The organism is Streptomyces xiamenensis (assembly GCF_000993785.3).
GTDB lineage: Bacteria > Actinomycetota > Actinomycetes > Streptomycetales > Streptomycetaceae > Streptomyces > Streptomyces xiamenensis.
The window spans coordinates 4,780,103-4,803,688 of record NZ_CP009922.3 but is presented as its reverse complement, the minus strand read 5'-3'; the positions used below and the strand labels follow the sequence as shown (position 1 = coordinate 4,803,688).

General features: G+C 69.2%; 20 protein-coding genes and 1 pseudogene. 7 read left to right on the top strand and 14 right to left on the bottom strand.

Features of this window, described 5'->3' with window-relative positions:
- The first annotated feature begins 121 nt into the window (after positions 1 to 121).
- Positions 122 to 4,077, top strand: a pseudogene (eccCa, locus tag SXIM_RS22230) (type VII secretion protein EccCa).
- Positions 4,078 to 4,139: 62 nt separating this feature from the next.
- On the opposite strand, the gene SXIM_RS22225 reads toward eccCa, so the two are convergent.
- The 6 genes from SXIM_RS22225 to SXIM_RS22200 all read right to left on the bottom strand — a co-directional run bounded on the left by SXIM_RS22225 (position 4,140) and on the right by SXIM_RS22200 (position 9,142).
- Positions 4,140 to 5,258, bottom strand: coding sequence for a hypothetical protein (locus SXIM_RS22225; protein WP_148236152.1), 1,119 nt, complete (start codon positions 5,256 to 5,258; stop codon positions 4,140 to 4,142).
- Between the two features lie 20 nt (positions 5,259 to 5,278).
- Positions 5,279 to 7,468: a hypothetical protein gene (locus tag SXIM_RS22220; RefSeq protein WP_148236151.1), complete on the bottom strand. Its 2,190-nt coding sequence runs from the start codon at positions 7,466 to 7,468 to the stop codon at positions 5,279 to 5,281.
- A 38-nt stretch (positions 7,469 to 7,506) separates the two neighbouring features.
- A complete protein-coding gene (locus SXIM_RS22215) occupies positions 7,507 to 7,962 on the bottom strand; it encodes a hypothetical protein (RefSeq protein WP_148236150.1) in 456 nt (151 codons plus the stop codon).
- A gap of 87 nt (positions 7,963 to 8,049) precedes the next feature.
- On the bottom strand, positions 8,050 to 8,337 hold the full coding sequence (locus tag SXIM_RS22210; protein WP_046724966.1) for a WXG100 family type VII secretion target: 288 nt from the start codon (positions 8,335 to 8,337) through the stop codon (positions 8,050 to 8,052).
- 36 nt (positions 8,338 to 8,373) lie between these two features.
- Complete coding sequence (locus tag SXIM_RS22205; RefSeq protein WP_046724965.1) at positions 8,374 to 8,730, bottom strand: WXG100 family type VII secretion target; 357 nt, start codon at positions 8,728 to 8,730, stop codon at positions 8,374 to 8,376.
- Positions 8,723 to 9,142 (bottom strand): hypothetical protein, encoded by a 420-nt coding sequence (locus SXIM_RS22200; protein WP_046724964.1) that lies wholly within the window; start codon positions 9,140 to 9,142, stop codon positions 8,723 to 8,725. Before SXIM_RS22200 ends, SXIM_RS22205 begins: the two co-directional genes overlap by 8 nt.
- Positions 9,143 to 9,341: 199 nt before the next feature.
- Here SXIM_RS22200 and SXIM_RS22195 point away from each other — a divergent pair, with 199 nt between their 5' ends.
- Both SXIM_RS22195 and SXIM_RS22190 read left to right on the top strand, forming a co-directional pair.
- Positions 9,342 to 9,617, top strand: coding sequence for a hypothetical protein (locus SXIM_RS22195; RefSeq protein WP_053116276.1), 276 nt, complete (start codon positions 9,342 to 9,344; stop codon positions 9,615 to 9,617).
- 72 nt (positions 9,618 to 9,689) lie between these two features.
- A complete protein-coding gene (locus SXIM_RS22190; protein ID WP_030738130.1) occupies positions 9,690 to 9,953 on the top strand; it encodes a DUF397 domain-containing protein in 264 nt (87 codons plus the stop codon).
- Positions 9,954 to 9,971: 18 nt separating this feature from the next.
- Here the strand turns inward: SXIM_RS22190 and SXIM_RS22185 are convergent, their stop codons facing one another.
- Genes SXIM_RS22185 through eccB form a run of 4 tightly spaced genes read right to left on the bottom strand, consistent with a single transcriptional unit; the run spans position 9,972 to position 14,428 of the window.
- Complete coding sequence (locus SXIM_RS22185) at positions 9,972 to 11,396, bottom strand: PQQ-binding-like beta-propeller repeat protein (RefSeq protein ID WP_046724963.1); 1,425 nt, start codon at positions 11,394 to 11,396, stop codon at positions 9,972 to 9,974.
- An 18-nt stretch (positions 11,397 to 11,414) separates the two neighbouring features.
- Positions 11,415 to 11,633 carry a hypothetical protein gene (locus tag SXIM_RS22180; protein ID WP_046724962.1) on the bottom strand — a complete coding sequence of 73 codons (219 nt, stop codon included), beginning with the start codon at positions 11,631 to 11,633 and terminating at the stop codon, positions 11,415 to 11,417.
- Between the two features lie 18 nt (positions 11,634 to 11,651).
- Positions 11,652 to 12,893 carry a type VII secretion-associated serine protease mycosin gene (gene mycP / locus SXIM_RS22175; RefSeq protein WP_107073951.1) on the bottom strand — a complete coding sequence of 414 codons (1,242 nt, stop codon included), beginning with the start codon at positions 12,891 to 12,893 and terminating at the stop codon, positions 11,652 to 11,654.
- 14 nt (positions 12,894 to 12,907) lie between these two features.
- Complete coding sequence (eccB, locus tag SXIM_RS22170; protein WP_030738140.1) at positions 12,908 to 14,428, bottom strand: type VII secretion protein EccB; 1,521 nt, start codon at positions 14,426 to 14,428, stop codon at positions 12,908 to 12,910.
- A 284-nt stretch (positions 14,429 to 14,712) separates the two neighbouring features.
- On the opposite strand from eccB, the gene eccE reads away from it, so the two are divergent.
- The 4 genes from eccE to SXIM_RS28280 all read left to right on the top strand — a co-directional run bounded on the left by eccE (position 14,713) and on the right by SXIM_RS28280 (position 20,633).
- Complete coding sequence (eccE, locus tag SXIM_RS22165) at positions 14,713 to 15,906, top strand: type VII secretion protein EccE (RefSeq protein WP_246156915.1); 1,194 nt, start codon at positions 14,713 to 14,715, stop codon at positions 15,904 to 15,906.
- A complete protein-coding gene (locus SXIM_RS22160; RefSeq protein ID WP_030738146.1) occupies positions 15,906 to 16,589 on the top strand; it encodes a hypothetical protein in 684 nt (227 codons plus the stop codon). The genes eccE and SXIM_RS22160 overlap by 1 nt, the downstream gene beginning before the upstream one ends.
- A 320-nt stretch (positions 16,590 to 16,909) precedes the next feature.
- Positions 16,910 to 17,554, top strand: a complete 645-nt coding sequence (locus SXIM_RS22155; RefSeq protein WP_148236149.1) for a DUF8017 domain-containing protein — start codon at positions 16,910 to 16,912, stop codon at positions 17,552 to 17,554.
- A 256-nt stretch (positions 17,555 to 17,810) separates the two neighbouring features.
- Positions 17,811 to 20,633: an SCO5717 family growth-regulating ATPase gene (locus SXIM_RS28280; RefSeq protein WP_046724959.1), complete on the top strand. Its 2,823-nt coding sequence runs from the start codon at positions 17,811 to 17,813 to the stop codon at positions 20,631 to 20,633.
- Between the two features lie 77 nt (positions 20,634 to 20,710).
- On the opposite strand, the gene SXIM_RS22145 is transcribed toward SXIM_RS28280, so the two are convergent.
- From SXIM_RS22145 to SXIM_RS22130, 4 genes are all read right to left on the bottom strand, one after another.
- Entirely contained in the window at positions 20,711 to 21,649 is a 939-nt protein-coding gene (locus tag SXIM_RS22145) for a bifunctional riboflavin kinase/FAD synthetase (RefSeq protein WP_078635849.1), read from the bottom strand.
- Between the two features lie 93 nt (positions 21,650 to 21,742).
- Entirely contained in the window at positions 21,743 to 22,687 is a 945-nt protein-coding gene (gene truB, locus SXIM_RS22140) for a tRNA pseudouridine(55) synthase TruB (protein WP_046724958.1), read from the bottom strand.
- The gene (rbfA, locus tag SXIM_RS22135) at positions 22,684 to 23,205 is read right to left on the bottom strand and encodes a 30S ribosome-binding factor RbfA (RefSeq protein ID WP_046724957.1); all 522 of its coding nucleotides are present in this window, start codon (positions 23,203 to 23,205) and stop codon (positions 22,684 to 22,686) included. Before rbfA ends, truB begins: the two co-directional genes overlap by 4 nt.
- Positions 23,206 to 23,258: 53 nt before the next feature.
- Positions 23,259 to 23,555: a DUF503 domain-containing protein gene (locus SXIM_RS22130; protein WP_030738161.1), complete on the bottom strand. Its 297-nt coding sequence runs from the start codon at positions 23,553 to 23,555 to the stop codon at positions 23,259 to 23,261.
- Between the last annotated feature and the right edge of the window lie 31 nt (positions 23,556 to 23,586).

Below are 23,586 nucleotides of genomic sequence, written 5' to 3'. Positions count from 1 at the left end.
CCCCCAAGATGCGCGCGGACGGGCTTGCGCACGGACTGCGTTGGTCACCCTACCGGCTGTACTCCTGGGGCCGGTCAGTAGGATCGGGCGGCGCCGAGGGGTTGCCGGATCGGGGGGCCGTATGAGCCAGATCATTGTGAAACGTCCGCCGCGTACGCTGCCGGCCGAGGTGCCGGGCGAGGAAGTGGCGGTGCAGCCGCCGCCGGAACTGCCCAAGGGGCAGCAGGACGGCGTACTGATGCAGCTCATGCCGATGCTGGGCATGGGCTCCTCGGTGGTGTTCTTCTTCATGCCGAACGCCCATCCGTTCATGCGGATCATGGGCATGCTGATGATGGTGTCGACCGGCGCCATGGTGGTGGCGATGATCATCCGCCACCGGCGCGGCACCCAGGGGCAGATGGGCCAGCTGCGGCGGGACTACCTGCGGTATCTGGCGCGGACCCGGCGCGCGGTGTGGGGCACCGCCCGGGCGCAGCGGGACGCGCAGCTGTATCTGCACCCGGCGCCCGAGCAGCTGTGGGCGCTGGTGGCCGAGGGCAGCCGGCTGTGGGAACGGCGCCCGGGGGACGGGGACTTCGGACAGGTGCGGCTGGGTCTGGGCGAACACGGCCTGGCCACGCCGCTGGTGCCGCCGCAGACCGCACCGGTGGACGAGCTGGAGCCGCTGACGGCGGGCGCGATGCGGCGGTTCCTGGCGACGCACGGCACCGTGTCGGGGCTGCCGATGGCGGTGTCGCTGCGCGGCTTCTACCAGGTGGTGCTGGCGGGGGACGTGGAGGCGGCGCGGGGGACGGCGCGTGCGCTGGTGGCGTCGCTGACGGCGCTGCACTCGCCGCAGGACGTGACCGTGGCGGTGGCGTGCTCGGCCGGCGCGGCGGACGCCTGGGAGTGGGCGAAGTGGCTCCCCCACGTCCAGCTGCCGTCGGTGGACGGGGCGGGTTCGCGGCGACTGATCGCTCGCGGGGTCACGGAGCTGGAGGAGGAGCTGACCGAACGCCTGGAGGGCCGGGGCCGGTTCTCCGCGAACGGCAAGCCGGTGCTCGACCAGCCGCACGTGGTGCTGGTCCTGGACGGCGTGCGGGTACCGCCGCATTCGGCGTTCGCGTCGGCGGAGGGGCTGCAGGGCGTCACGGTGGTGGAGGTCCTGCCGGGCGAGCCGGAACCGGCCCGGGGCCGGCTTTCGGTGCGGTGCGCGGCGGGGTCGCTGCGCTTCGACGCGGGGGACGGGGTGTCCTTCGACGGCGAGCCCGACCAGCTGCCGGTGGCGGCGGCCGAGGCGCTGGCGCGGCAGCTGGCGCCGCTGCGGCTGAGCACGGGCGCCGAGGAGGACGAGCCGCTGCTGGCCGAGCTGGACTTCGGCGACCTGCTGGGGCTCGGCGATCCGGCGGCGGTGGATGTCTCGCGCACCTGGCGGCCGCGGTCGGCCGGGGAGCGGCTGCGCGTGCCGATCGGGGTGGACGAGAGCGGCCAGCCCGTGATGCTGGACCTGAAGGAGGCCGCGCAGGAGGGCATGGGCCCGCACGGCCTGTGCGTGGGCGCGACCGGCTCCGGCAAGTCGGAGCTGCTGCGCACGCTCGTGCTGGGGCTTGCCGTCACCCACACCTCGGAAACCCTGAACTTCGTCCTGGCGGACTTCAAGGGCGGCGCGACGTTCGCGGGCATGGCGCAGCTGCCGCACGTCTCGGCGGTGATCACCAACCTCGCGGACGACCTGACGCTGGTGGACCGGATGGGCGACTCCATCCGGGGCGAACTCCAGCGCCGCCAGGAACTGCTGCGGGCGGCGGGCAACTACGCGAACCTGCACGACTACGAGAAGGCGCGGGCGGCGGGTGCTCCGCTGGCACCGCTGTCCTCGCTGGTGCTGGTGATCGACGAGTTCTCCGAACTGCTCACGGCGATGCCGGACTTCATCGACATGTTCATCCAGATCGGCCGCATCGGCCGCTCGCTGGGCGTGCATCTGCTGCTGGCCTCGCAGCGTCTGGAGGAGGGCCGGCTGAAGGGCCTGGACACCTATCTGTCGTACCGGATCGGCCTGCGGACGTTCTCGGCCGCGGAGTCCCGTACGGCGATCGGGGTGCCCGACGCGTACCACCTGCCGCAGATCCCGGGCTCGGGCATCCTGAAGTCGGGCACCGAGGAGATGGTCCGCTTCAAGGCCGCGTACGTCTCGGGCGCCTACCGCGAGGGCCCGGCGAAGCCCGCGCCCTCGGGTCCGGCCCCCATGCAGCGTCACCCCGTGCTGTTCACAGCGGCACCGGTCCCGGTCCGCCACGCGGAACCCGACCCGCGCACGGCGATGGCGGCCACCGAACCGGCCCCGCAGGACGACGCCCTGGCGGACACGGTCCTGGACGTGATCGTGCGCCGCCTGGAGGGCCAGGGCCCCTCGGCCCACCAGGTCTGGCTGCCCCCACTGGATTCGGCGGCGACACTGGATGAGTTGCTGCCGGAGCTGGTGTCCACCCCGGAACGCGGTCTGCAGGCGCGGGGCGCCGCCGGCAACCTGGTGGTTCCACTGGGACAGGTCGACAAGCCCTTCGAGCAGCGCCGCGAGGTATTTCACCGCGACTTCTCGGGAGCCGGCGGCCACATGCTGATCGTGGGCGGCCCCCAGTCCGGCAAGTCCACACTGCTGCGCACCCTCATCACGTCCTTCGCGCTGACGCACACGCCGCGGGAAGTGCAGTTCTACGGGCTCGACTTCGGTGGCGGCGGTTTGGGCGCCCTGGCCGACCTGCCGCACGTGGGCGGTATCGCCTCCCGGCTGGACGCCGACCGGGTCCGCCGTACGGTTTCCGAGGTGGCGGGCGTTCTGGCCAGGCGCGAGGAACTCTTCCGCCAGCGGAACATCGACTCGATCACGACGTACCGGCGACTACGGGCGATGGGTGAGCTGACGGAGGAGCCCTGGGGTGACGTCTTCCTGGTAGTCGACGGCTGGGCGGCGTTCAAGCAGGACTACGACGTCACCCTGATGCCCACGGTGACCGATCTGGCCACCCGGGGTCTGGGCTACGGCATTCATGTGATCGTGACGGTGTCCCGGAACATGGACCTGCTCGGCCCGATGCGGGACCAGCTGGCCAACCGCCTGGAGCTGAGGCTGGGTGACACCATGGATTCGGACTTCGACCGCAAGGTGGCCGCTGCGGTTCCGGTCAACACCCCGGGCCGGGGGCAGACCCCGGACAAGCTCCACTGGATGGCGGCGCTGCCGCGTCTGCACAGCGGCACCTCCCAGGACGAACTGTCCGACGGAACCACGACGCTGGTGAAGGCCATCCAGGATGCCTGGGCGCACCCGCCGGCCCCCCAGGTGCGCCTGCTGCCGCGCCTGCTGCCGGCAGCCGACCTCCCCCGCGGCTCCGCGAACGATCCGGGCCTCGCCATCGGTATCAACGAGAACGATCTGCGGCCCGTCTTCCTGGACTTCGACCAGGAGCCTTTTCTTCTCATCTTCGGCGAAGGGGAGTCCGGAAAGACCGCGGCGCTCCGGCTGCTGGTGCGCCAGATCTGCGACCGGTACCGGCCGGAGGAGGCGCGCTTCCTGGTCGGGGACTATCGCAGGTCCCTGCTGGGCGGGGTCCCGGAGGAGTACATCGGCACCTACGGCACGATGGCGCCCAAACTCACGGCGGACATGAAGGCGACGCGCGGCCTCATGGAGAACCGTCTCCCGCCCGCCGACATCACCCCCAGCAGCTTCGGGCCGGGCGGTGGTGGGAGGGTCCGGTCGCGTTCGTGATCATCGACGACTTCGACCTGGTGGCCACCGGATCGAACCATCCCCTGACGCAGCTGGTGGAGTTGCTCCCCTACGCGCGGGACACCGGTGTGCGGTTCATCATCGCCCGGAACTCCGCCGGCGCCTCCCGGGCCATGTTCGACCCCTTCATGCAGCGCCTGCGCGAACTGGGCGCCCAGGGTCTGGTGCTCTCCAGCAACCGCTCGGAGGGCGAGGTGCTGCCCGGGGTCCGAGCCCGTTCCTTCCCGCCGGGCCGCGGCACCCTTGTCACCCGCAAGGGAGGCACCCGCCTGGTTCAGGTCGGCTGGTTGCCGGAACAATAGCCGCGGCTGACGAAGGCTGTCCGCTCGCCGATGAAATGAACGGACAGCCAGCCGTCACGTGTTTATGAGGCCGCGGGCGGAAGCTCTACCTCATCACAGCCATGCCGCTCAGCGGACTCACGTGCGAACGCGTGCAGCAACTCACGCTGTGCTTCGCGTTCTGCCTCCGTATATGTTCTTTCCCCAGAATCACTGGTTCCGGAACGCAGAGCGAACCTGCCGACCTCAGATTCGCCGACGCACTCGGCTGCACCCCAGACCCGCAAGGAAAGAGCGTCGTTCGAACTGGCGCCGGACGCCGAAAGTGACATGTCCCAGGTGGATTCGCGCTTCAGCACCGATTCGTTCGCATAGGGACCGTACCAAGCAGACAGCCAGTACTCACCGCCCTCGTCGTCAGTGAATATCAAGCACGTCTCGAGCGGCGACAGTCCGGCCTCCGTCTCCATGACAGAAATTCCCCCCAGAGTCTCTACCTCTGCAGAAACACCAGCCAAGGCCGCACAAGTCCCGCGGGCACCTGCAAGGGGCAAGGAGTTCTCATCCGGAGCAGGATTGGCCGACGGCAAGGAGGCTGGAAGTTCCACATCAGAAATTGGCTGACCCGGAACAGGAGGGCATTCATTGGCAAGTGCGACCTGCTCCGCACTTGCAGCGGCGATCCGTGCGAGCTCTCCACCCTTCACGGAATCGAATGCCCGATCAAGCCGACCTTGCGCTTGCACTATAACGCTACGGGATTCCGAACATTCCAGGAGAACGACTGATTCCGTTTCCTGGTACTTGGAATCCGAAGCTAGAAACCCTGACCATCCATTACCCAAAGGGCTGTACAAACGCTGCCGAGGGCCTGACATGGAACGGGCAATATTATGCATTTCGTCGGTCCAGCCGATGGCGATCTGAACAGAATCTGCTGGAGAATCTCGCGATTGAATAAGGCAGGTCTGTTCAAATTCTGCAAGAACACCGGCCCTGCTTTCCGATGCATACAGACGTTCAGATTCCAGGAAATCAGTCAGCTCGCCGGAGCGAAGAAAACCCCCACAGGCTTCGTTGACTGAATCGCGATCCCTGCGGTCGCCGAACGAGGTGACCAGGTAGACACCAAGCACAAGAACAGCACCGATGGCCAGGCAGACAATGAGTGCTCGGAACAATTTATTCTTGGATAGCGACACGTCGGAACTCCCCGAAGAGGCTAGTGGTTGAGTGCTTCTCGCGCAGATTCGCGCCCGGCCCCATAGCTCTGCCCGGCCTCGTGACGGGCATCCCTGACAGAGCCGTGTTCGAGGTCGTACCCTCGCCCTTGCGCCCAGGCATTGAACAGATCGTTGATCTGATCCCTCGCCATTGCACTCCTCTCGGAGGAATCTCCCCTCGCCTCGAGACTGGCATCGGCAATAACAGCCTTGGACCACTCGTATGCATACATGTCCACGATCCTTTGAGCCGTATCGCCAATGACAGGGATTCCCGTGATCGGGGCCCCGCCAAGGTGATATCCGTACCGCGCTGCGTCATTGGCGTCATCCGCTATATCAGCGAAATTTCCCCTGATGACATCAACTCCGATTCCATTCATAACACCCAGGACTTCACCGATGGGGCGAGATTTTGAATCCCACTCTTCGGAATTTTCGGGATACCCTGCCAACTGTTCAGAAATGAATCCAAGTTGTGCATCATACAGAATTTTGTAATTCTCGATCTCTTCAAGTTGACTGAATTCATCAATCGAGCACAAGCCGCGCATCACTCGGATGACCTGGGCAGAGGGACTTCCAATCCGGCCGTTCTCTGCATCCCCGCCACCAAACCCTGTCCTCGCTTCACCGCTCAATATGTCGAACGTGTCGGCGGAATAGTCCGCAAGGGCCCGCGTGATAGGATCCCGCAAATTTGCATAGGATTCTCCTGAAAGAACCAGATCTGCCGCATTGCCAGCATCCAGAACTGCCAGAACTTCATGCATTACGCGGGCCTGCTCGAGCTCGTGATATCCGAAGGAATCGGCCGAAGTATTGGGAAGCCGACCGGTCGTGGCCGCTTCAAGGGCAAGTCCGAGACCCGTCTTTCCATTCAGATCTTCCATCGGAATAGAGAACGTGACCGGCTCTCCGTCAATGCTTCGCTCATAGGTCAAGACGTTCCAGTCGCGTCCGTCTTCATTGAGGAGATAGTTCAAACGTCCAGTACTCAGCTCGTCGTTTTTGTTCTCCCCCTCCGGGTCCAGAAATGCCGTGGCAGCGTCAGGGTGCTGAGCCATGATTCCAAGCAGGCTGTCAAGCGGGTCGTTCGCAAACCAATCGCCGTTCTCCCCCAGTTGATCTCTGTCGACGCGCCAGATCCCCGGCTCACCACCCTGCGCGTAATTCTCTGCCGCGATGATATTGTCCCCGAGATCATGAAGAAAGTACTGCTCGTAGTTGTCGCTGTGCCCCAACAGGGTGACAAGGGTCTGGTAGCCACGTACCTGCATACCCCCCGGCCCATCCGCGTACTGCCTCTTTCCTACCTCGTCGAGGTCCACGATCCAGCGGTCGTAGAAGCCCGAACCCTCTTTGGTCTTGACCATCGCGTCCCCGACCAGTTGCGCCAGATCTTCCTGGACTCCCTCAGGGTTGTATTCCTCGGTGCCCGAGAGCGAGATGTTATTTCCCAGGAGGATCAGGGCTTCCGGGCCGATCCCATCCATGAAGTCCCGAGCAAAATCAACCTGATACTCGCCGTTCTCATCGCGCTGACCGGCCAGGATGATCTGTAGTTGCTCGAGATCCGCAGTCGTGGCCTCTCCATCGGCGACACGTCTCGCCAGTTCAACGGCCATGCTCAGAGAAATTTGGTCGAGGCCACCCGAGGGTTCAGCACCGTGTTCTCCGAACACGGTGCTCTCATTGGCCATGTGTTCCAGTGCGATCCGAACGCCACTGTCGTAATCGACGATGGTCTGAACGTAGCGCTTGATATCTTCTGTCCAGGCAATCTCAGCATCCCTGAGTTGCGGCTGATATTCGGGATCGTTCAGGTACATGTTGTCCACTTTATTGGGGTCCACCGTGGCAACCCCATCATTTGCGGACACTTTCATGCCGGCCGCTTCCGCCTCCGCGACAACTCCACTCAACAAGCCTCGCAGCCGGACGAACTCATCATGTGCCTCCCGCAAGAGATCCGCAGTTTCCCTTGCCTCCTCGCGGGCCGCCTGATACATCTCCCTTGTCCTGCTGAAGGTGATCAACGCATTGATTGCCGCGACTCCCACCCAACTCTCGGATGCCGGAAGACCGGCGATCTCGCGCGCGTAAATGGCCTCTTGATCGGAAAAGTGATCAGCCATGTCCTTCCACCTGTCTGCGGTGACACGCAGCGAGGTGATCCTGGCCTGCATTATTTCACCGTACGTGAGCACAAAAACCCCTGCTTCGCCTAACCGGCATCCCCGTTCAGCAAACGTTCTCTCACTCTCAGCTGCAGTGTGATGTCATCATTGGTGAAAGTGAAGTTCTCGTTCGCGAGCTCGAGGGACTCAGCCTCCCAGATGAGTCGAATGGCGAGATCTTCGACCTTCTTCTTCCAACTGACGATCGCAGCACCGAGACCAATTGCCGTTTCCCAATCAGCCAAATATTGCACCGTGACAGAAGATTGAACATCCGCCGTGCTTCCGGCTTTCTTGGTGTCACCGAGAAGAGAATCATTGATCAGTCTCGCTCCGCCGACCAAGGTGCCGTCTCCCACCACCAGCTCATCGCCGCCGCCTTGAGGGCCAGCGCCGTCCCGTTCGCTGCTGGAGCCATGCGTCGCACTGTTCAGCTGGGTACGGATTCCCTGTTCTTCGAGCGCCTGCTGATGGAGTCGCTCAAACTCTTTCCAAGACGACACGACTAATCCTTCTCTTCAGGGAACCCGTAAAATGATCTGGGTGGGACCCAGTGTGTCGGGCCCCACCCAGAGAAGACGATCAAGGATTCATACGAACGGATTGCGTCGGTCGATTTCTTGCATGGCCTGACCAGATCTCGAGACCGTACTGGCCGTTGTGGCCTGACTGTTCGCGATTCCTTCGATCGCCTGATGCAGACGATTCTCGTGGAACAGAAAGGCCTGCTTGGTCTCGCCGTCCCACTCCTCGGCGACGCGCCGGACCTCACTGACGAGATATTCGAGGCGCTCCTGCATACCTCGCGCCACGCCGTTGATATCCTCCGCGGCATTGCTGACACCCGCAAAGTTCATGCGGATTTCTTCGTCACTCATTTTACTCTCTCTCGTCCTTCGTCAGGGGCCGCGGCATCAAATCTTGATGACGGTCGGAGTGACATCGTCGAGATTGCTCTCGGCTCGCCTCAGCTGGTTCAGCTGCTCCAGTTCTCCGTCACTGAGGCCCTTGAGACTGTTGTCCAGCAGGGCCGCCATCGCCTCGAGGCTGTCGCAAATCTCCCGGATGTGCTCGGCTGACTTATCCTGCAGCGACCCGAAAGCCCTCCCTGATACACCACCCCATACCGCGTGCGCACCTGCGCCGACTCCCTGGGCCCGGGTCAGCAGGTCATTGAATTCCTCGCGCTTGGTGCGGAGTTCTTCCACAAGACCCTTGACCGTCAGACCAACCCTCAGGCCGCCCTGAGTACCCGATGCTTCCTCAGACATTGTGCCTCTCCTCTCGTTGCAGTTCCTCGTCGGTGAGTGGTGGTGGCGGTGTGTAGTCCTCCGCCAAGCCGGCCATGATCTGCTGGAGGCGTTCTCGCTGTTCCGCTTCGACGTTCTCGAAACCCCGTTCCGAGATCAGCGTGGCGATGGCCAGAGCCTCGATCAGGTCCTGCTGGATCCGCACGAAGGCCTCCAACCGGTTCACGGCGTGACCGAACTCGTGGGAGATCTGCGTCATCCCGGGAATGAGTCCGCCGTAGTTGGCCTGGTCCATGCGCAGGTCGGCCATCAGCGATGGTGTCAGCCCTGCCGTCTGCGTGGTCGTCAGGACGTCGTCCAGCCGACCACGGAATTGGCCGAGCGCCTCGGTGGACACCACCAGGTCGGCCGACGGGCTGCTTTCGTCAGGCATACCCCACCCCCATCGTTCCCTCTACCCCCCGTGCCCCCTCCATCGCCGTTCGTAGTTCATCTTATGCGGGAGCTACATCGGGCAGACACGTGGGTAACCACGCGAGTGAGACTAGTGACGGTTCCCGGCCCGGACATCCGTGCGGATACTCATCCACGGCACTGAGTACCGAGGCACACCGAACGTCTATGCTCTTGACGTGACTTCGACACCACAGGGACTCACCCCACGGCAGGCCAGACGGCTTCGCATGGGCATCGCCGCGGCGGCGATGACCGTGATGGCGGTGGTGCTCGTCATGCAACTCGGTGACGGTTCCTCCCTGGTGTCCCTCGGCCTGTACGGGGCCGCCTTCGTCCTGTCGGGCGCCGTCATCGAGATGAGCCGCCGCGGCCGGACCCGGCTGGGGATGGCGGTCCTGGTGACCGGCTTCGTCCTCGTCCTGGTCGCCGAATGGCTCTTGCGCAGCCGATAGTCCGCACGCGGGTGCGCTGCGTTACGATCGCCCTCAGACCGCAGCGTTGAGGGAAGAAGGGAGCCTCCGCCGATGTCCGGGACGGAGACCGAGGCCGAGATCGCCGCTCGCAAGGAGCGCGAGAAGAACGAGCTGTACGCGCTGGACATCTCGGGTGTGGAGTGGCTGAGCGCCCCGGGCAGCCCGGAGGAGGAGCGGGTCGAGATCGCCTACCTCCCCGGCGGCGGCGTCGGTATGCGCAACTCCAGCGACCCGGACACCGTGCTGCGCTACACCGCCGCCGAGTGGGAGGCCTTCGTTCTCGGGGCGAGGGACGGCGAGTTCGACATCGAGTGAGGTGCCTGCCCGCCCGGTTCAGCGGTAAACGAGCACGGCATGGTCCGGCTGGCCCAGCCGGTCCGCGGCAAAGGCGGTTTCCCCCATCACGAAGGCACCGCTCTCGCTGTCCCAGAACATCCGCACGGAGTCGGGATCGGCACGCCACAGGTCATGCTCGGCCGCAGCAGCGCTGGCGTCCAGGGCCATGACGGTCCGCTCCGAAAGCCGCTCCGGATCGATGGCCACGAGCCTTCCCGGCTGCTGCCCCTCACCCTGGCGGTAAGCGAGGAACTCGCCCTCCACCATGGCTACCGGACGCACCGGGCGTCCACCCTCAGAGGCGATGTCGCCCACGATGTCGCCGGTCGTCAGATCGACGATGGACATCCCGGTGTCGCCTTCTCCTCGCAGAGCCATGTAGTTGCCGCCGACGACGGCGTTGCACAGCCACAGATTCGTCGCACCACACGGCCGGTCATGCTGCGACGGGTCGTAGCTCAGTTCCCTGAGGACGGACGCGCGCGGATCCTCCACCAGGAATATCCGCGTGCTGTCGAAGGTACGTCCCAGCTCGGCCAGGATCACCAGGGGCTCGACCGAGATCACCCCGAGGATGTCCAGTCTCGAACCATCCACCTCATGGTCGAACTTCCAGCGCCAGAGCTCTTCTCCGCTCTCAGTGGTGGCACGCAAGCCGGTGCTTTCGTAGCCGAAACCGCAACGCCCCAGGTCGTTGCATTCGACCCCACAGCTCATCCGAGAAACGAATTTCTCATCCAGCACGGTGAAACTGGTCTCCGCGCACTGCCCTCGCGGCTCGGTCCACCACAGCTGCTCCCCGTCACTGATGCGAAAGCCGGCGCTGCCTTCTCCTGAGCTGACCGCCACCGTGTCCCCCAGGAGCGCCGGAGTTCCGTAGCTTGCTAGCCGAGCCGACTGAAGCTCTATGAGGGCCACCTCGGATCCCGTGGCCAGATCGACCACGATCAGATACTCGCAGTACATCCCGGAGAGCACGGCAATACGGCCTTCGTTGATCCTCGCCGACGATCCGCATCCATACTGCCCGGCCGCCAGTTGCATGCTCCAGCGTTTCTCGCCGGTTGCCAGGTCGCGGGACACCAGAAGCTCGGGCAGGACCTGCACCAGACTGTCCTGGAAGATCCAGATCCCGCCGTTCTTCACCCGTTCACGGAAAGCGGTCAGGTCCGGTGTGGGAGTCCGCCAGGCCAAGGTTGCCTCGATGGGCGTTGCCGGCAAAGGAGCGTGGGAGGGCTCCACGGCAGGGGCGAGCGTTCTTGCGACACCGGCCCGATTCTGGACCGCCCACACCAGGCCGCCGGCCGACGCCAGGACCGCCAGGGACAGCGCGATCAGCAGCGCGGCCGTCCAGCGGGGGTGCCCGCCGTGGTGGGGGCGCGGTGGGACGGGCGGTCCGAAACCGCCTTGGAGGTGGGACACCTGGAACTCCCGGGCAGGTCAGAGCTTGGCAGGGTTGACGGTACGGCGCCGGCGGCGGTCGCGGAGGATCAGGGCCGTGCCGGCCACCGACGCCGTCACGACGGTGCCGGTCAGCAGGACATAGGTGCCCAGGCGTTCGGCGCGGGCGGCGTAGGACTCGCCCAGCTCCAGCTCCGGGATGTCCGGTGCCGGGGCAGGTGGGGCGGGCGGTCCGAAACCGCCTTGGAGGTGGGACACCTGGAACTCCCGGGCAGGTCAGAGCTTGGCAGGGTTGACGGTACGGCGCCGGCGGCGGTCGCGGAGGATCAGGGCCGTGCCGGCCACCGACGCCGTCACGACGGTGCCGGTCAGCAGGACATAGGTGCCCAGGCGTTCGGCGCGGGCGGCGTAGGACTCGCCCAGCTCCAGCTCCGGGATGTCCGGTGCCGGGGCAGGTGGGGCGGGCTCGTCGGGGACCGGCGCCTCGCCGGGGACGGTGGGGTCCGTCAGGGCCCGTACCGGGTCGACCACGCCCCAGCCCAGGTACGGGTCGGGCCCCGGGATGCCGCGTTCCGCCGTCTGCTGGAGGTGGGTGACGACCTGTGGCGCCTTCCAGTCCGGGTACTTGGCGCGCAGCAGTGCGGCGACACCCGCGACGTACGGGGCCGCGAAGCTGGTGCCGTTGTCCACGCACTGGCCGCCGCCGGGGACCGTGGAGACCATGTCCACACCGGGCGCCGCGATGCCGACGAAGTCGCCGGCCTGGGAAAAGAAGGCCCGCTCGTTGTTGCGGTCGGAGGCGGCCACCGCCAGGACGCCCTCGTACGCCGCGGGGTAGGTCTTCTTGATCTCACCATCCGCGCCGTCGTTGCCGACCGAGGCGATCACCACGATGTTCTCGTCCAGCGCCCTGTCGATGGCGGCCTTGAGGGTGGTGTCGTCGCTCAGGGGCTTCTCGCTGTCCTGCGAGATGTTGATGATGTCCGCGTCCTGGTCGATTGCGTGGTCGATCGACCAGGCGAGCGATTCGACGGTGCCGTTGCCGTGCTCGTCGTTCTGCCGCACCGGGATGATGACGGCGCCGGGAGCCAGTCCGACGAAGCCACTGGCCTCGTCCGGCCGGGCCGCGATGATGCCCGCCACCTTCGTGCCGTGACCGACGGTGTCCGTCGTACCGTCCCCGTGGCTCGTGCGGGTGGGCTCGTCGTCCTCGCGCGGGTCCTCCGGGGTGAAGTCCGCGCCCGCCGCCTTGTCGACGGCGCCCGCCAGCTGGGGATTCGCCGCGTCCACACCGCTGTCGATGACGGCCACCCGCACGTTCTCGCCCTTGGTGTCCTGCCACAGCCGGTCGAGCACGACGCGTTGCAGCGACCAGGGCTGCTCCACGATCGGTTCCGAGGGGAAGGTGCAGCGCCGGTCGTCCGCCCGGGCCGTGGCCGCGGGGCCGTACGGCACGTACAGGATCCCAGCGCCCGCCGTGAGGGCGAGTGCCGCCGCTGTGGCGTTCAGCCGTCTCATCCGCGCTCCCCCGCTCATGAGCCCTGCGGCTGCTGCGCGCTCGCCCGGTCCAGGCGCGGTCCGACCGGCAGGAACTGCGACCAGTGGGCGGGCACCGGCACCGGGGTGACGTCCCGGTAGCCCAGCCTGATCTGCGCGTCGTCGGCGCTCTTGTCGGTGGTGGCACCGGCGTCCACCGCGTACCTCAGTCCGGTGTCCGTGACCAGGTACAGGCCGCCGGCCTCCGCCTGTTCGCCCTGGACCTGGCGGTAGAGGAGCCCGGATCCCGGGGTGACGTACGCGCTGCCCGCCTCGTTCACGATCGTGGCCGGGTAGCCGGTGCCGGCCCAGGTGCTCAGCTCGGTCCTTCCGTCGTCCTCATCCACGCTCCGCAGCACGGAGCACACGGTCTCGCGCGGAGTGTCGTCCCCCGCCAGGGCGTTGACCTGTTCGGCGGCGGCGGCCGGCCAGTCGTGGTCGCGGTCGATGCTGTCGGCCGCGGGGGCGGGCGTGAACGTCTGGGCGCCGACCTCCAGCGCGGCACTCGCCTGGCCCAGCGAACCCGCGTCCGGGCTGTCCAGCAACAGCCGTGCGGTGAACTCCGAGACCGGTACCACCTTTCCGGGCAGCACCACGTAGTGCTGCGGTCCGGCGCCGGTCGGGGCGAGCAGCACCATGCCGACGCGGTCCGTATCCGGGTCGAGCCCCGGCACCCCGGCGCTTTCCCCGATGGTGCCCTCCAACTGGGGGAAGACGATGGGGCTGCCCTCGTTCAGCGTGGCCAGCCACTCCTCGGTGACGGGCTGCGGATCGTGCTCGCTGCCGACCAGGGAACGGTGCAGCAGCTCGGTCTCGTCCTCGGCCATGTCCGCCCAGTCCGGGCCGCCGATGAGGTACTTGGTGCCCGTTCCGTCAACGAGGTAGCGGGCCTGGTCGCGGATGGAGGCGACGTACAGCACCTGTCCGTCGCGCAGCCGCTGCCGTCCCTCGACGCGGTCGGCGTCGCGGTCGCCCAGGACGAACACGGCCTGCTGCACATGGCCGGCCTCGGCGCCGCCGGATCCGCCGGGCCGCTGGCACACCGCCCACCGCTTGGCCGTTCCGGCGTCGTCGGCGGAGGGCAGCCGGTCGGGGGCGTACGGGATGCCGAGGGTGGCACCGTGCGGGATACGGCCGTTGTCCAGTTCGCGTTCGTTGACGCTGACGATGTCGAAGGAGTCGGGGTCCAGGAGCAGCCGGGCTGAGGAGAGGTTGAGCACCGGGTGCAGTTGGTCGCGTCCGTCGGTGGTCAGCACGACGTACCGGGTGGTGGATTCACTGCCGATGATGACGTTCTTGTTGGGCTTGTCCCACTGCGCCGGGACGGCCGGCTTGAACATCCCCCAGGCGCCGAAGCCGGCCAGCACCAGCGCGCCCACCACCATGCCGGGCACCACGGCGCGCAGGGGGCGCGGGGCGCCTTCGTCACTGCCGGTGGGAGAGGGTTGCACAAAGGCGGCGACCCTCCGCTTCTTGGCGTACGTGTACGCGTTCAGCTCGTCCTTGCGCGAGGCCATGGCCGGGCGCTCCTCCCCCATGCGGCTGGTTCAACTGTCCGGGTCGGCTGTGCCGACCGTCGGAGTGGACATCTACTATGCCGGGTGACGGTCTGATCACCGGGAGGAGGGGGGCGTTGACGATGGCGACCACGGTGACGGGGGCGCGGACGGCGGGACCTGCCGCGACGCCGGAGCGTGCACAGCCGGTGGTGCCCAGGAGTACGCGGGCGTCCTCGGGTGGTGCGGGCGCGGCAGCCGGTCCCGGGTGGGCGGTGTGGCCCCTGGTCTGTGTACAGGCGGCGGTGGCCCTGCTGTTGGGCGGCTGGGTGGCGGACAGCTGGGCGCTGATGGCGGCGGCGACCGTGCCTGCCGCTGCTTTGACGCTGATCGCGGTGGGCCGGCGGCGCGGCCGGCCGCTCCCGGCGTGGGCGGGCGCGGCCTGGGCGCTGCGCCGCCGCCGGAAGCGGGCGATGGGCCCGCTGCCCCCCGGCGTCGATCCGCTGCTGTCACTGGCCGCCGAATGCGAGCCCGGGCTGCGCAGTTACGCATTCCAGCGCACCCGGCCCGGCAGCGCCGCGGCGGCGTCCGGCGCGTGGTCGGCGGACGTGGGCATGGCCGGCGACGGCAGTCGGCTGACGGCTGTGCTGCGGGTGGAGGCGCCGCGCTCTCCGCTGCAACCGGGGCGGGAGGGCAGTCCGTTGCCGCTGACGCTGCTCTCGGACGCGCTGGAGACGGACGGTGTGCTGCTGGATTCGGTGCAGTGTGTGCAGCACACCCAGCCCGCGCCGTCACCGCAGTTGCCGCAGCAGGCGATCGCGGGGCGGAACTACGCCCAGCTGCTGGGCAACGGAGGGCAGGAGGGGCACGAGATGGCGCCCGGGCTGCGCCTGACCTGGGTGGCGCTCCGGCTGGACCCCGAACGCTGTCAGGAGGCCGTGGCCGAACGTGGCGGCGGGCTCAAGGGCGCGCAGCGCGCGCTGACCCGGGCCGCCGATCAGCTCGCCAGCCGGCTGACGGGGGCGGGGTTTCGGGCCACGGTGCTGTCGGAGGCGGAGCTGTTGTCGGCGGTCGCCGCCTGTGCCAGCTCCAACCCGGCGACCACCACGCTGATCGGGCAGGGGGACGGCCCCAGGCCGCGGCGTACGGCGGAGAGTTCGCGGGTGTGGCGGTGCGACGACCGCTGGCACACGACGTTCGAGGTGAGCCGCTGGCCGGCGCTCGGGGCCGGAGCGGCGCCGCTGTCGGGTCTGGTGGCGCTGCTGACCGCGGGCCCTGCCTTCGCCACGACCTTCGCGCTGACACTGCGCCGGCACGCCCCCGGGTCGGTGTCGGTGGCCGGGCACGTGCGGGTCACCGGGCGCGGTGAGGATCATCTGCGTGCGGCGGGCGAGGCGTTGCTGCACTCGGCGCGGGGGGTACGGGTCGGGCTGACCCGGATGGATCACGAGCAGCTGCGCGGGGTGCGGGCCACCCTGCCGCTGGGAGGCGGGCACTGATGGGCCGGGGCGTCGGGCATGTGCTGACGGCGGACGAACTCGCGGGGCTCGCTCTACCGGTCGGTGACGACGGTGTGGTGATCGGGGTCGATGTCCGCGGGCGTCCCGCCGTGCTGGGCATCCATCACCCCGTGCCGTACGAGATCGTGCTGATCGGCGGGCTGTGGACGGCGCAGGTGCTGGCACTGCGCGCGGTGGGCACCGGCACCCGGGTCGCGGTGGAGACCGGGCGGCCCCGGCTGTGGACACGGCTGGCCCAGGCGGCCGACGGCGGCATGGAGTTGATGACGCTGCACGAGGTGGGCAAGGTGCCGCCGCTGGGGGCGACGCTCGGCAACCCCGTGCTGGTGGTGCGGGACTGCGGCATCCGGCCGCCGCGCGGCCGGGTGGTGTCGGCGCCGTGGCAGCCGGTGCTCACCCTGCTGCCCTACCTGAGCCCGGTCGCGCCCCGGCTGGCCGAACACGCGGCGCTGGTGGGGGTGCAGCGCGTCTCACCGCAGGAGGCGGGGATCATCGGACCGTTGATGGGACTGCCTGCCCAGCAGACGGAGGCGCTGTCGACGCTGGCGGAGGACGCCACGGTGTGGTGCACGCGGCGGGCGCGGCAGTTGGTGCGCCTGGTGCCCACCGACGGCGAGGCCGGGCTGCTGGGACATGCCAGCCGGCTGGACGCCAGTAGCTGAATGCGTACACGGAGGGAGTGAGCTTTCTGATGATGTCCGGTGGACATCCGACCGGGTCCCCTCCGTACCGGGACCCCGCCTCCATGCGGACGATCCCTGGTGCGGGGCCGGGTCCCGCGGGCACGGGCGGTGCCGGGGGGAGTGTCCGGGCTCTGGCCATCGGCCTGGGTACCACGGCGCTCACCTTCACGGTGATCACGGCGGTGCTCCTGCTCACCGCCCCGGGCCCGGAGGCGAGCGGGGTGCAGGGAGCCGCGCCCGGGGCGGAAAGCCCCGGGGAAACGGACCGACGCCGCCAGCCCGATGACCCCAGAGCCCCGATGCCTGAGCCGGTCGGCCCGGTGGTCGCCGAGGACTGGCGGGTGGTGACCAGCCCGCAGTGGTACACCGCGTTCGATGTTCCGCCCGAGTGGGACATCGCTCCGGAGGGGACGATCCTTTCCTGGAAGGACGAGTACGACAACTGGCGGGACGGGATCGCGTTCGTCCTCAACGATCCTGCGGTGCTGCCGGACTTCGCCTGTGGGGAGTGGTCGCAGGAGGAGTTGGACGAGGCCGCGGAAGACGGTGCCGATGACGTGCTGAGCGCACGGGCCGTCGCCGGCACGCGAGGTGGTCAGGGAGCCACCGGTACGGAGGATTCGAGCCTGCTCCTGGCAGCCAATCTCCTTCTGGCGAATTACGACCAGAACGCGGAGGCCGACAGTTCCGCCGAGACAGAGCCGTTCAGCAACGAACACGGCATCACCGGTCACATCACCACCGCGACGGTCACGGGGCTACCGGACGATCCCGGCGCCCGATGTCCGGTGCGGGACGGACTCGTGATCGGGATTTCCTATCTCAGCCCTGACAACAACCTCGTGGGGTGGGGGCTGATGACCGACATCGGGTATGAGGACGAGCTCCCCGATGAGACCATTGAGCAGATCGTGGGCAGTATCCGGTACTACAACGCCGGTTGATCCGGCGCCGGACGGCCGGCTTCTTCCCCTGTCCGGCTCGCACCGGTTTCCGCTGTGATGCGCGTCGCGCGGTGGCGGGGAGCGGTGCGGGGTTCGCGGCTGTGATGATTAGGCTGAGAGTGGTCGCGGCGGGAGCGCCGCCGGGCCATCACCCCGGTCCATGCCGAGGGAACCGCACGGGGGCTCAGGTCCGTCATCCGCGTAACGGTCCCAATGATGCCCGGACCAGAAAGCAATACCAGCAGCGGGAGGCGTCGTGAACACCGATCGGGACAAGGTTCGCACCGGGGAGGAGAACTCCTCCCCCGACGAACGGCCCGATGATGAGCTCCTCGACGAGGAGCCCGAGAACACCGGGCAGTTCACCATCGACTACACCCCGCCCGCCTGGTATTCGGGCGGCGCGCCGGGGGGTGGGGCGGCCACGCCTCCGCCCCCGCCGGTGAGTTCCGTCCCGCCCGCGCCCCCGGCTCCGGCCGCGCCGCCGGCCGCCGTTCCACCGCCGGCCGCTCCCATCGACCGGGGTCCGGTCCCGGAACTGCATCCGCAGGATGTCTCCGTGCCGGATCCGGCTCCGGCGCCCGTGCAGCCGGAGGCCGAACCCGCGCGCGGCGAGGGCGAGCCGCAGAACAGCACGACGCTCCAGTTCTCGGCCGCCGCCGTGCGCAAGGCCATCGGGGAGCAGCGGCCGCCGCAGCACCCCGCGCCGGCCGCCGGGCCGGGGCCAGTGCCGCCGGTGCCGCCGGCCGTGCCGCCCGGTGGACTGCCGCCGCTGCCGCCGGACTTCCAGATCAAGCCCCCGGTACCGACAGAGGCGCCGCCGAGCGAACCGGGCGCGCCGGTTGAGCCGGGCGCGTCGAGTGAGCCGGGTGAGCCCGCCGCCCCGGAGGAGCCGGCGGAGGCCGCCGCCGCGCCCACGGACGCACCCGAGCCCTCCGCAGCCGGGGTGACCGGCGGCGCGGGGGAGCTCGCGGACGCCACGTTCGTCTTCACCCCGAAGGGTGCCTCGGGCTTCGCCCAGGACCAGCCGCCCGTCCGGGTCGAGTTCGCCCGCGCGGAGCCGGAGACGCCGATCCCCGTCGAGGAGGAGGCGGACGGGGCCCCGGAGCCGGACGAGGAGCCGCAGGACGCCATTCCGCCGGCCTTCCTCCAGCAGGCCGCCCAGTCGGAGCAGCAGGACGCCGGGCCCGCGGCCGCGAGTGTTCCCGCTCCGCAGCAGCCCGCGCCCAGCACTCCGCTCCCCCCGTACACGCCGCCGGCGGCGGGCCCGTCGGCAGGGCCGCAGCCCGGGGGCGGAGCCGGCGGTGCTCTCGCGCCGTACGCCCAGCCCGGCCCGCAGTCACCCGCACCGCCGCAGCAGGACGCGCATACGGTCCCGCCGCAGAGCGGGCCGCCCGCACCGCAGCCGGGCGCCCCGTACGCCCAGCCGGGTCAGCCCGGTCAGCCCGGTGCGGGCACGGCGCTCCCCCCGTACGCGGGTGGCCCGCCGCACCAGCAGCAGGTGCCCGGCGGCGGCGCCCCGTACGCGCAGCCCTCCGGCCCGCAACCCGGTGCCCCGTACGCGCAGCCCACCCCGCAGGGACAGCCGGGCGCGTACCCGCAGCCCGCCCCGGGGCAGCCGTACCCCCAGCCGCCGCACCAGCAGCACCCTCAGCACCAGCAGCCCGGCGGCATGGCCTATCCGCTCCCCCACCAGGGGGCCCCGCAGCCGGGCCAGGACGATCAGAGCGACCGGCCCGGCCCGCCCCCGTACGGGCAGCCCACCGGGCCGCAGTTCGCCCAGCCGCAGCCGGCCGACCCCGCACAGCAGCAGCCCGTACCGCCGGCGCAGCACGGCCAGCCCCACCAGCCCCCGCAGGACCCCCGCGCCGTGCCCGGCTGGCCCGGCACACAGCCGTACGAGGGGGCCCAGCCGGGCGCGCTCGGCTACACGGCCTCCGTGGAGCTGTCCTCCGACCGGCTGCTGCAGGACAAGCGTCGCAACAAGCAGCGTTCCCAGCCGGCCAGCAAGGCGGGTTCACGGTTCCGGATCGGTGGCAAGGCGGCGGAGGCGGAGCGGCAGCGCAAGCTCGACATCATCCGCACCCCCGTGCTGTCCTGCTACCGGATCGCCGTCATCAGCCTCAAGGGCGGCGTCGGCAAGACCACCACGACCACCGCGCTGGGCGCCACGCTCGCCAGTGAGCGGCAGGACAAGGTGATCGCGATCGACGCCAACCCGGACGCCGGTACCCTCGGCCGCCGGGTGCGCCGTGAGACCGGTGCGACGATCCGCGATCTGGTCGGCGCGATCCCGTACCTCAACAGCTACATGGACATCCGCCGGTTCACCTCGCAGGCCCCGTCCGGTCTGGAGATCCTCGCCAACGACGTGGACCCGGCCGTCTCGACGACCTTCAACGACGAGGACTACCGGCGCGTCATCGACGTGCTCGGCAAGCAGTACCCGATCATCCTCACCGACTCGGGCACCGGCCTGCTCTACAGCGCGATGCGCGGTGTGCTGGACCTCGCCGACCAGCTGATCATCGTCTCCACGCCGTCCGTGGACGGTGCCAGCAGCGCCAGCACCACCCTCGACTGGCTGGCCGCCCACGGCTACGGCGAGCTGGTGCAGCGCAGCGTCACGGTGATCTCCGGAGTGCGGGAGACCGGCCGGATGGTGAAGGTCGAGGACATCGTGGCCCACTTCCAGACCCGCTGCCGCGGCGTGGTGGTCGCCCCGTTCGACGAACACCTGGCGGCCGGTGCCGAACTGGATCTGGATCTGATGCGGCCCAAGACCCGGCAGTCCTACTTCGACCTGGCCGCGTTGATCGCCGAGGACTTCGTCCGCGCTCAGCAACAGCAGGGGCTGTGGACCCAGGACGGCGGGCTGCCGCCGCACATGGCACCGCCGCTCCCGGGCCAGGGCCAGGCGCCGGGGCAGGTCCCCGGGCAGCCGCCGCAGGGGTACGGGTACCCGCCGCCGCACCAGCAGCCGGGGTATGGATACCCCCAACAGCCCCCGCAGCACCCCGGGTACGGCTTCCCGCAGCAGCCCGGCGGCTGGGGCGCGCCTCCGCCGCCCCAGCGCTGACACACCGCGACGGCCGCCGCCGACCTCTCGGTCGGCGGCGGCCGTCGTGCGTGCGGTCCCCGGGGGTCCGCGCTCGCTCAGGCGGGCAGTTCGCGCACCCGCTGCTTGTCCTCCTCCAACCGCGCCAGGAAGGCGTCCAGGCTGTCGAAGGTCTCCTGCCCGCGCACGTAGGAGTGGAAGTCCACCGCCACCCACTGCCCGTACAGATCCAGGTCGGTACGGTCCACGACGTGTGCCTCCACCGAGCGCACGGTGCCCTCGAACTGCGGGTTGGTGCCGATCGAGATCGCCGCCGGCCAGCGCTCCCGGCCCGCCGTCAGCCACCCCGCGTACACCCCGTCGGCCGGGATCGCGGTGCCGGGCACCACATCCAGGTTGGCGGTCGGGATGCCCAGGTCGCGCCCGCGCGCCGCCCCGTGCACCACCTCGCCCTCCACCCGGTGCGGCCGCCCCAGTACCTGCGCCGCGCCCGCCACATCGCCCTCGGCGATCAGCCGGCGCGCCAGTGAGGACGAGAACGGCTCGCCCTCCCCCACCGCGCCGCGCACGTACAGATCGATGACCCGGACGTCGAAGCCGTAGCTCTCCCCCAGTTCCGCCAGCGTCGCCACGGTGCCGGCCGCCCGGTGCCCGAAGCGGAAGTTGGGCCCCTCCACCACGGACCGGGCGTGCAACTTCTCCACCAGGACCTTCACCACGAACTCCGCCGGTGACAGCCGCGACAGCTCCTTGGTGAACGGCAGCACCAACACCGCGTCCACGCCCAGCCGCTCCATCAGCTCGGCGCGCCGCGCGTGCGGAGCCAGCAGCGCCGGCTGGCTGCCCGGCCTGATCACCTCGCTCGGATGCGGGTCGAAGGTGATCACGACCGCGGGGACGCCCAGTTCCCTGGCGCGTTCCACCGCCTTGCCGATGATCAGCTGATGCCCGAGGTGCACGCCGTCGTACGACCCGATGGTGACGACGCTGCGCCCCCAGTCACCGGGGATCTCCGCCATGCCACGCCAGCGCTGCACCGTTCTCGCTCCTCGCCGATTCCTTGCGCGTTTTCATGGGCCGCCACGGTGGCCCGCCGCGGCTCCAAGGTACCCGGCCCCCGGACGGGGCCGTCACGACGGGGACGGTGCCTGCGCCGGTGCGGCGAAGACCGCCAGGCTCTTCGCCCGCGCGTCCCCTTCGCCGACCCGCTCGACCAGTGCGACCAGGTGCCGCTGCGGGCCGAACACCGCCACCGGACCGGGCGGCAGCTGCGGGGCCGCGATCCGTACGCCGTTGCCGATCAGGCGGGCCCGGCGTTCGTCCACGTCCCAGCGCGGGAACGCCGCCGCCGCGGCCTCGTCCAGCGGCAGCACGCGCAGTTCGGCGCGGAGCGCGTCGAGCGTACGGGCACCGCCGGGTCCGCCGAGCCCGTACGGGCCGACGCGGGTGCGGCGGAGCGCGGTCAGGTGCCCGCCGGTGCCCAGGGCCGCGCCCACATCGCGGGCGAGCGCCCGGATGTAGGTGCCGGAGGAACAGACCACGCCCACGGTCACGTCGGTGACGGGGGTGCCGTCCGGCGCCTCCGTCGTGCTCACGTGGTGCACGTCGAAGGACCGCACCGTCACGGGCCGGGCCGGGAGTTCGACCTCCTCGCCCTCCCGTACCCGCTTGTAGGACCGCTTGCCGTCGACCTTGATGGCGCTGACGCTGGCCGGGACCTGGAGGATGTCGCCGGTCAGCGCCGCCACCGCGGCGTCCAGGGCGGCCCGGTCGACGGCGGGCGCGCCCGCCGTGCCGGTGATCTCGCCCTCCGCGTCATCGGTGACCGTGGTCTGGCCGAGCCGGATGACGCCCAGGTACTCCTTCTCCGTGAGCGCCAGGTGTCCCAGCAGCTTGGTGGCCTGGCCAAGGCCCAGCACCAGGACCCCGGTGGCCATCGGGTCCAGGGTCCCGGCGTGCCCGACGCGGCGGGTGCGGGCGATGCCGCGCATCTGCGCCACCACGTCGTGCGAGGTGTGCCCGGCGGGCTTGTCGACGACGACGATCCCGTCCGGGCCGCCGCTGGCTTTGCTCATCGGTCGGTACGGCCCTCGGTGCTGTCCGTGCTGCCCGGGCCCGCACCGTCCTCGGTGCCCGCCTCATCCGCGGCGTTCGCGTCGTCCTCGGCGCGCTCGCCCTCCTCCCGGTACGGGTCGGCCTCCCCCGCGTACTGGGCACCGGCGGAGGTACGGCGCACCTCCTCGTCCCGCTCCCGCGCCTGATCGAACAGGTGCTCAAGGTTGCGGGCGGTCTCCGGCAGCGCGTCGGGGACGAACTCCAGGCTCGGGGTGTGCTTGACCCCGGCCGCCGCGCCCACCGCCGAGCGCAGCATGCCCTTGGCGCTGTTCAGTCCGGCGGCGACCTCCTCACGGTCGCTCTCGTCCCCGTACACCGTGTAGAAGACGGTCGCTTCCCGCAGGTCGCCGGTCACCCGGGTGTCGGTGATGGTGACCCTCGTCCCCAGCCTCGGGTCCTTGATGCCCCGCTGCAGTTTCTGGGCGATCACCTCGCGGATGAGGTCCGCCAGCCTCTTCGCCCGCGCCTTGTCGGCCACTGGTCCTTCTCCTTGCCTGCTGTCCGGCCTGCCCCGTGGGGGCGTGCCGCTCGCTATTCGTCGTGCTCGCCGTGGATCCGCCGCCGTACGGACAGCAGTTCCACCTCGGGGCGGGCGGCCACCAGCCGCTCGCAGTCGTCGAGGAGTCCGGACAGATGCCCGTGGTCCCCGGAGACCGCGGCCAGGCCGATCTCGGCCCGGCGGTGGAGGTTCTGGTCACCGACCTCGGCGGCGCTGACCGCGTACTTGCGCTGCAGCTCCGCCACGATGGGCCGGACCACGGAGCGCTTCTGCTTGAGGGAATGCACGTCCCCCAGCAGCAGGTCGAACGACAACGTCCCGGTATACATGCTGGTGATCGTAACGGGAACGGCCGGGGCC

Coding starts and splice junctions, on each gene's coding strand:
- mycP (WP_107073951.1), bottom strand. CDS start 12,893: ATGAGACGGCTGAACGCCACAGCGGCGGCACTCGCCCTCACGGCGGGC.
- SXIM_RS22200 (WP_046724964.1), bottom strand. CDS start 9,142: ATGCCTGACGAAAGCAGCCCGTCGGCCGACCTGGTGGTGTCCACCGAG.
- SXIM_RS22210 (WP_046724966.1), bottom strand. CDS start 8,337: ATGAGTGACGAAGAAATCCGCATGAACTTTGCGGGTGTCAGCAATGCC.
- SXIM_RS22130 (WP_030738161.1), bottom strand. CDS start 23,555: ATGTATACCGGGACGTTGTCGTTCGACCTGCTGCTGGGGGACGTGCAT.
- SXIM_RS22190 (WP_030738130.1), top strand. CDS start 9,690: ATGTCCGGGACGGAGACCGAGGCCGAGATCGCCGCTCGCAAGGAGCGC.
- truB (WP_046724958.1), bottom strand. CDS start 22,687: ATGAGCAAAGCCAGCGGCGGCCCGGACGGGATCGTCGTCGTCGACAAG.
- eccB (WP_030738140.1), bottom strand. CDS start 14,428: ATGGCCTCGCGCAAGGACGAGCTGAACGCGTACACGTACGCCAAGAAG.
- SXIM_RS22160 (WP_030738146.1), top strand. CDS start 15,906: ATGGGCCGGGGCGTCGGGCATGTGCTGACGGCGGACGAACTCGCGGGG.
- SXIM_RS22220 (WP_148236151.1), bottom strand. CDS start 7,468: ATGCAGGCCAGGATCACCTCGCTGCGTGTCACCGCAGACAGGTGGAAG.
- SXIM_RS22205 (WP_046724965.1), bottom strand. CDS start 8,730: ATGTCTGAGGAAGCATCGGGTACTCAGGGCGGCCTGAGGGTTGGTCTG.
- SXIM_RS22155 (WP_148236149.1), top strand. CDS start 16,910: ATGCCTGAGCCGGTCGGCCCGGTGGTCGCCGAGGACTGGCGGGTGGTG.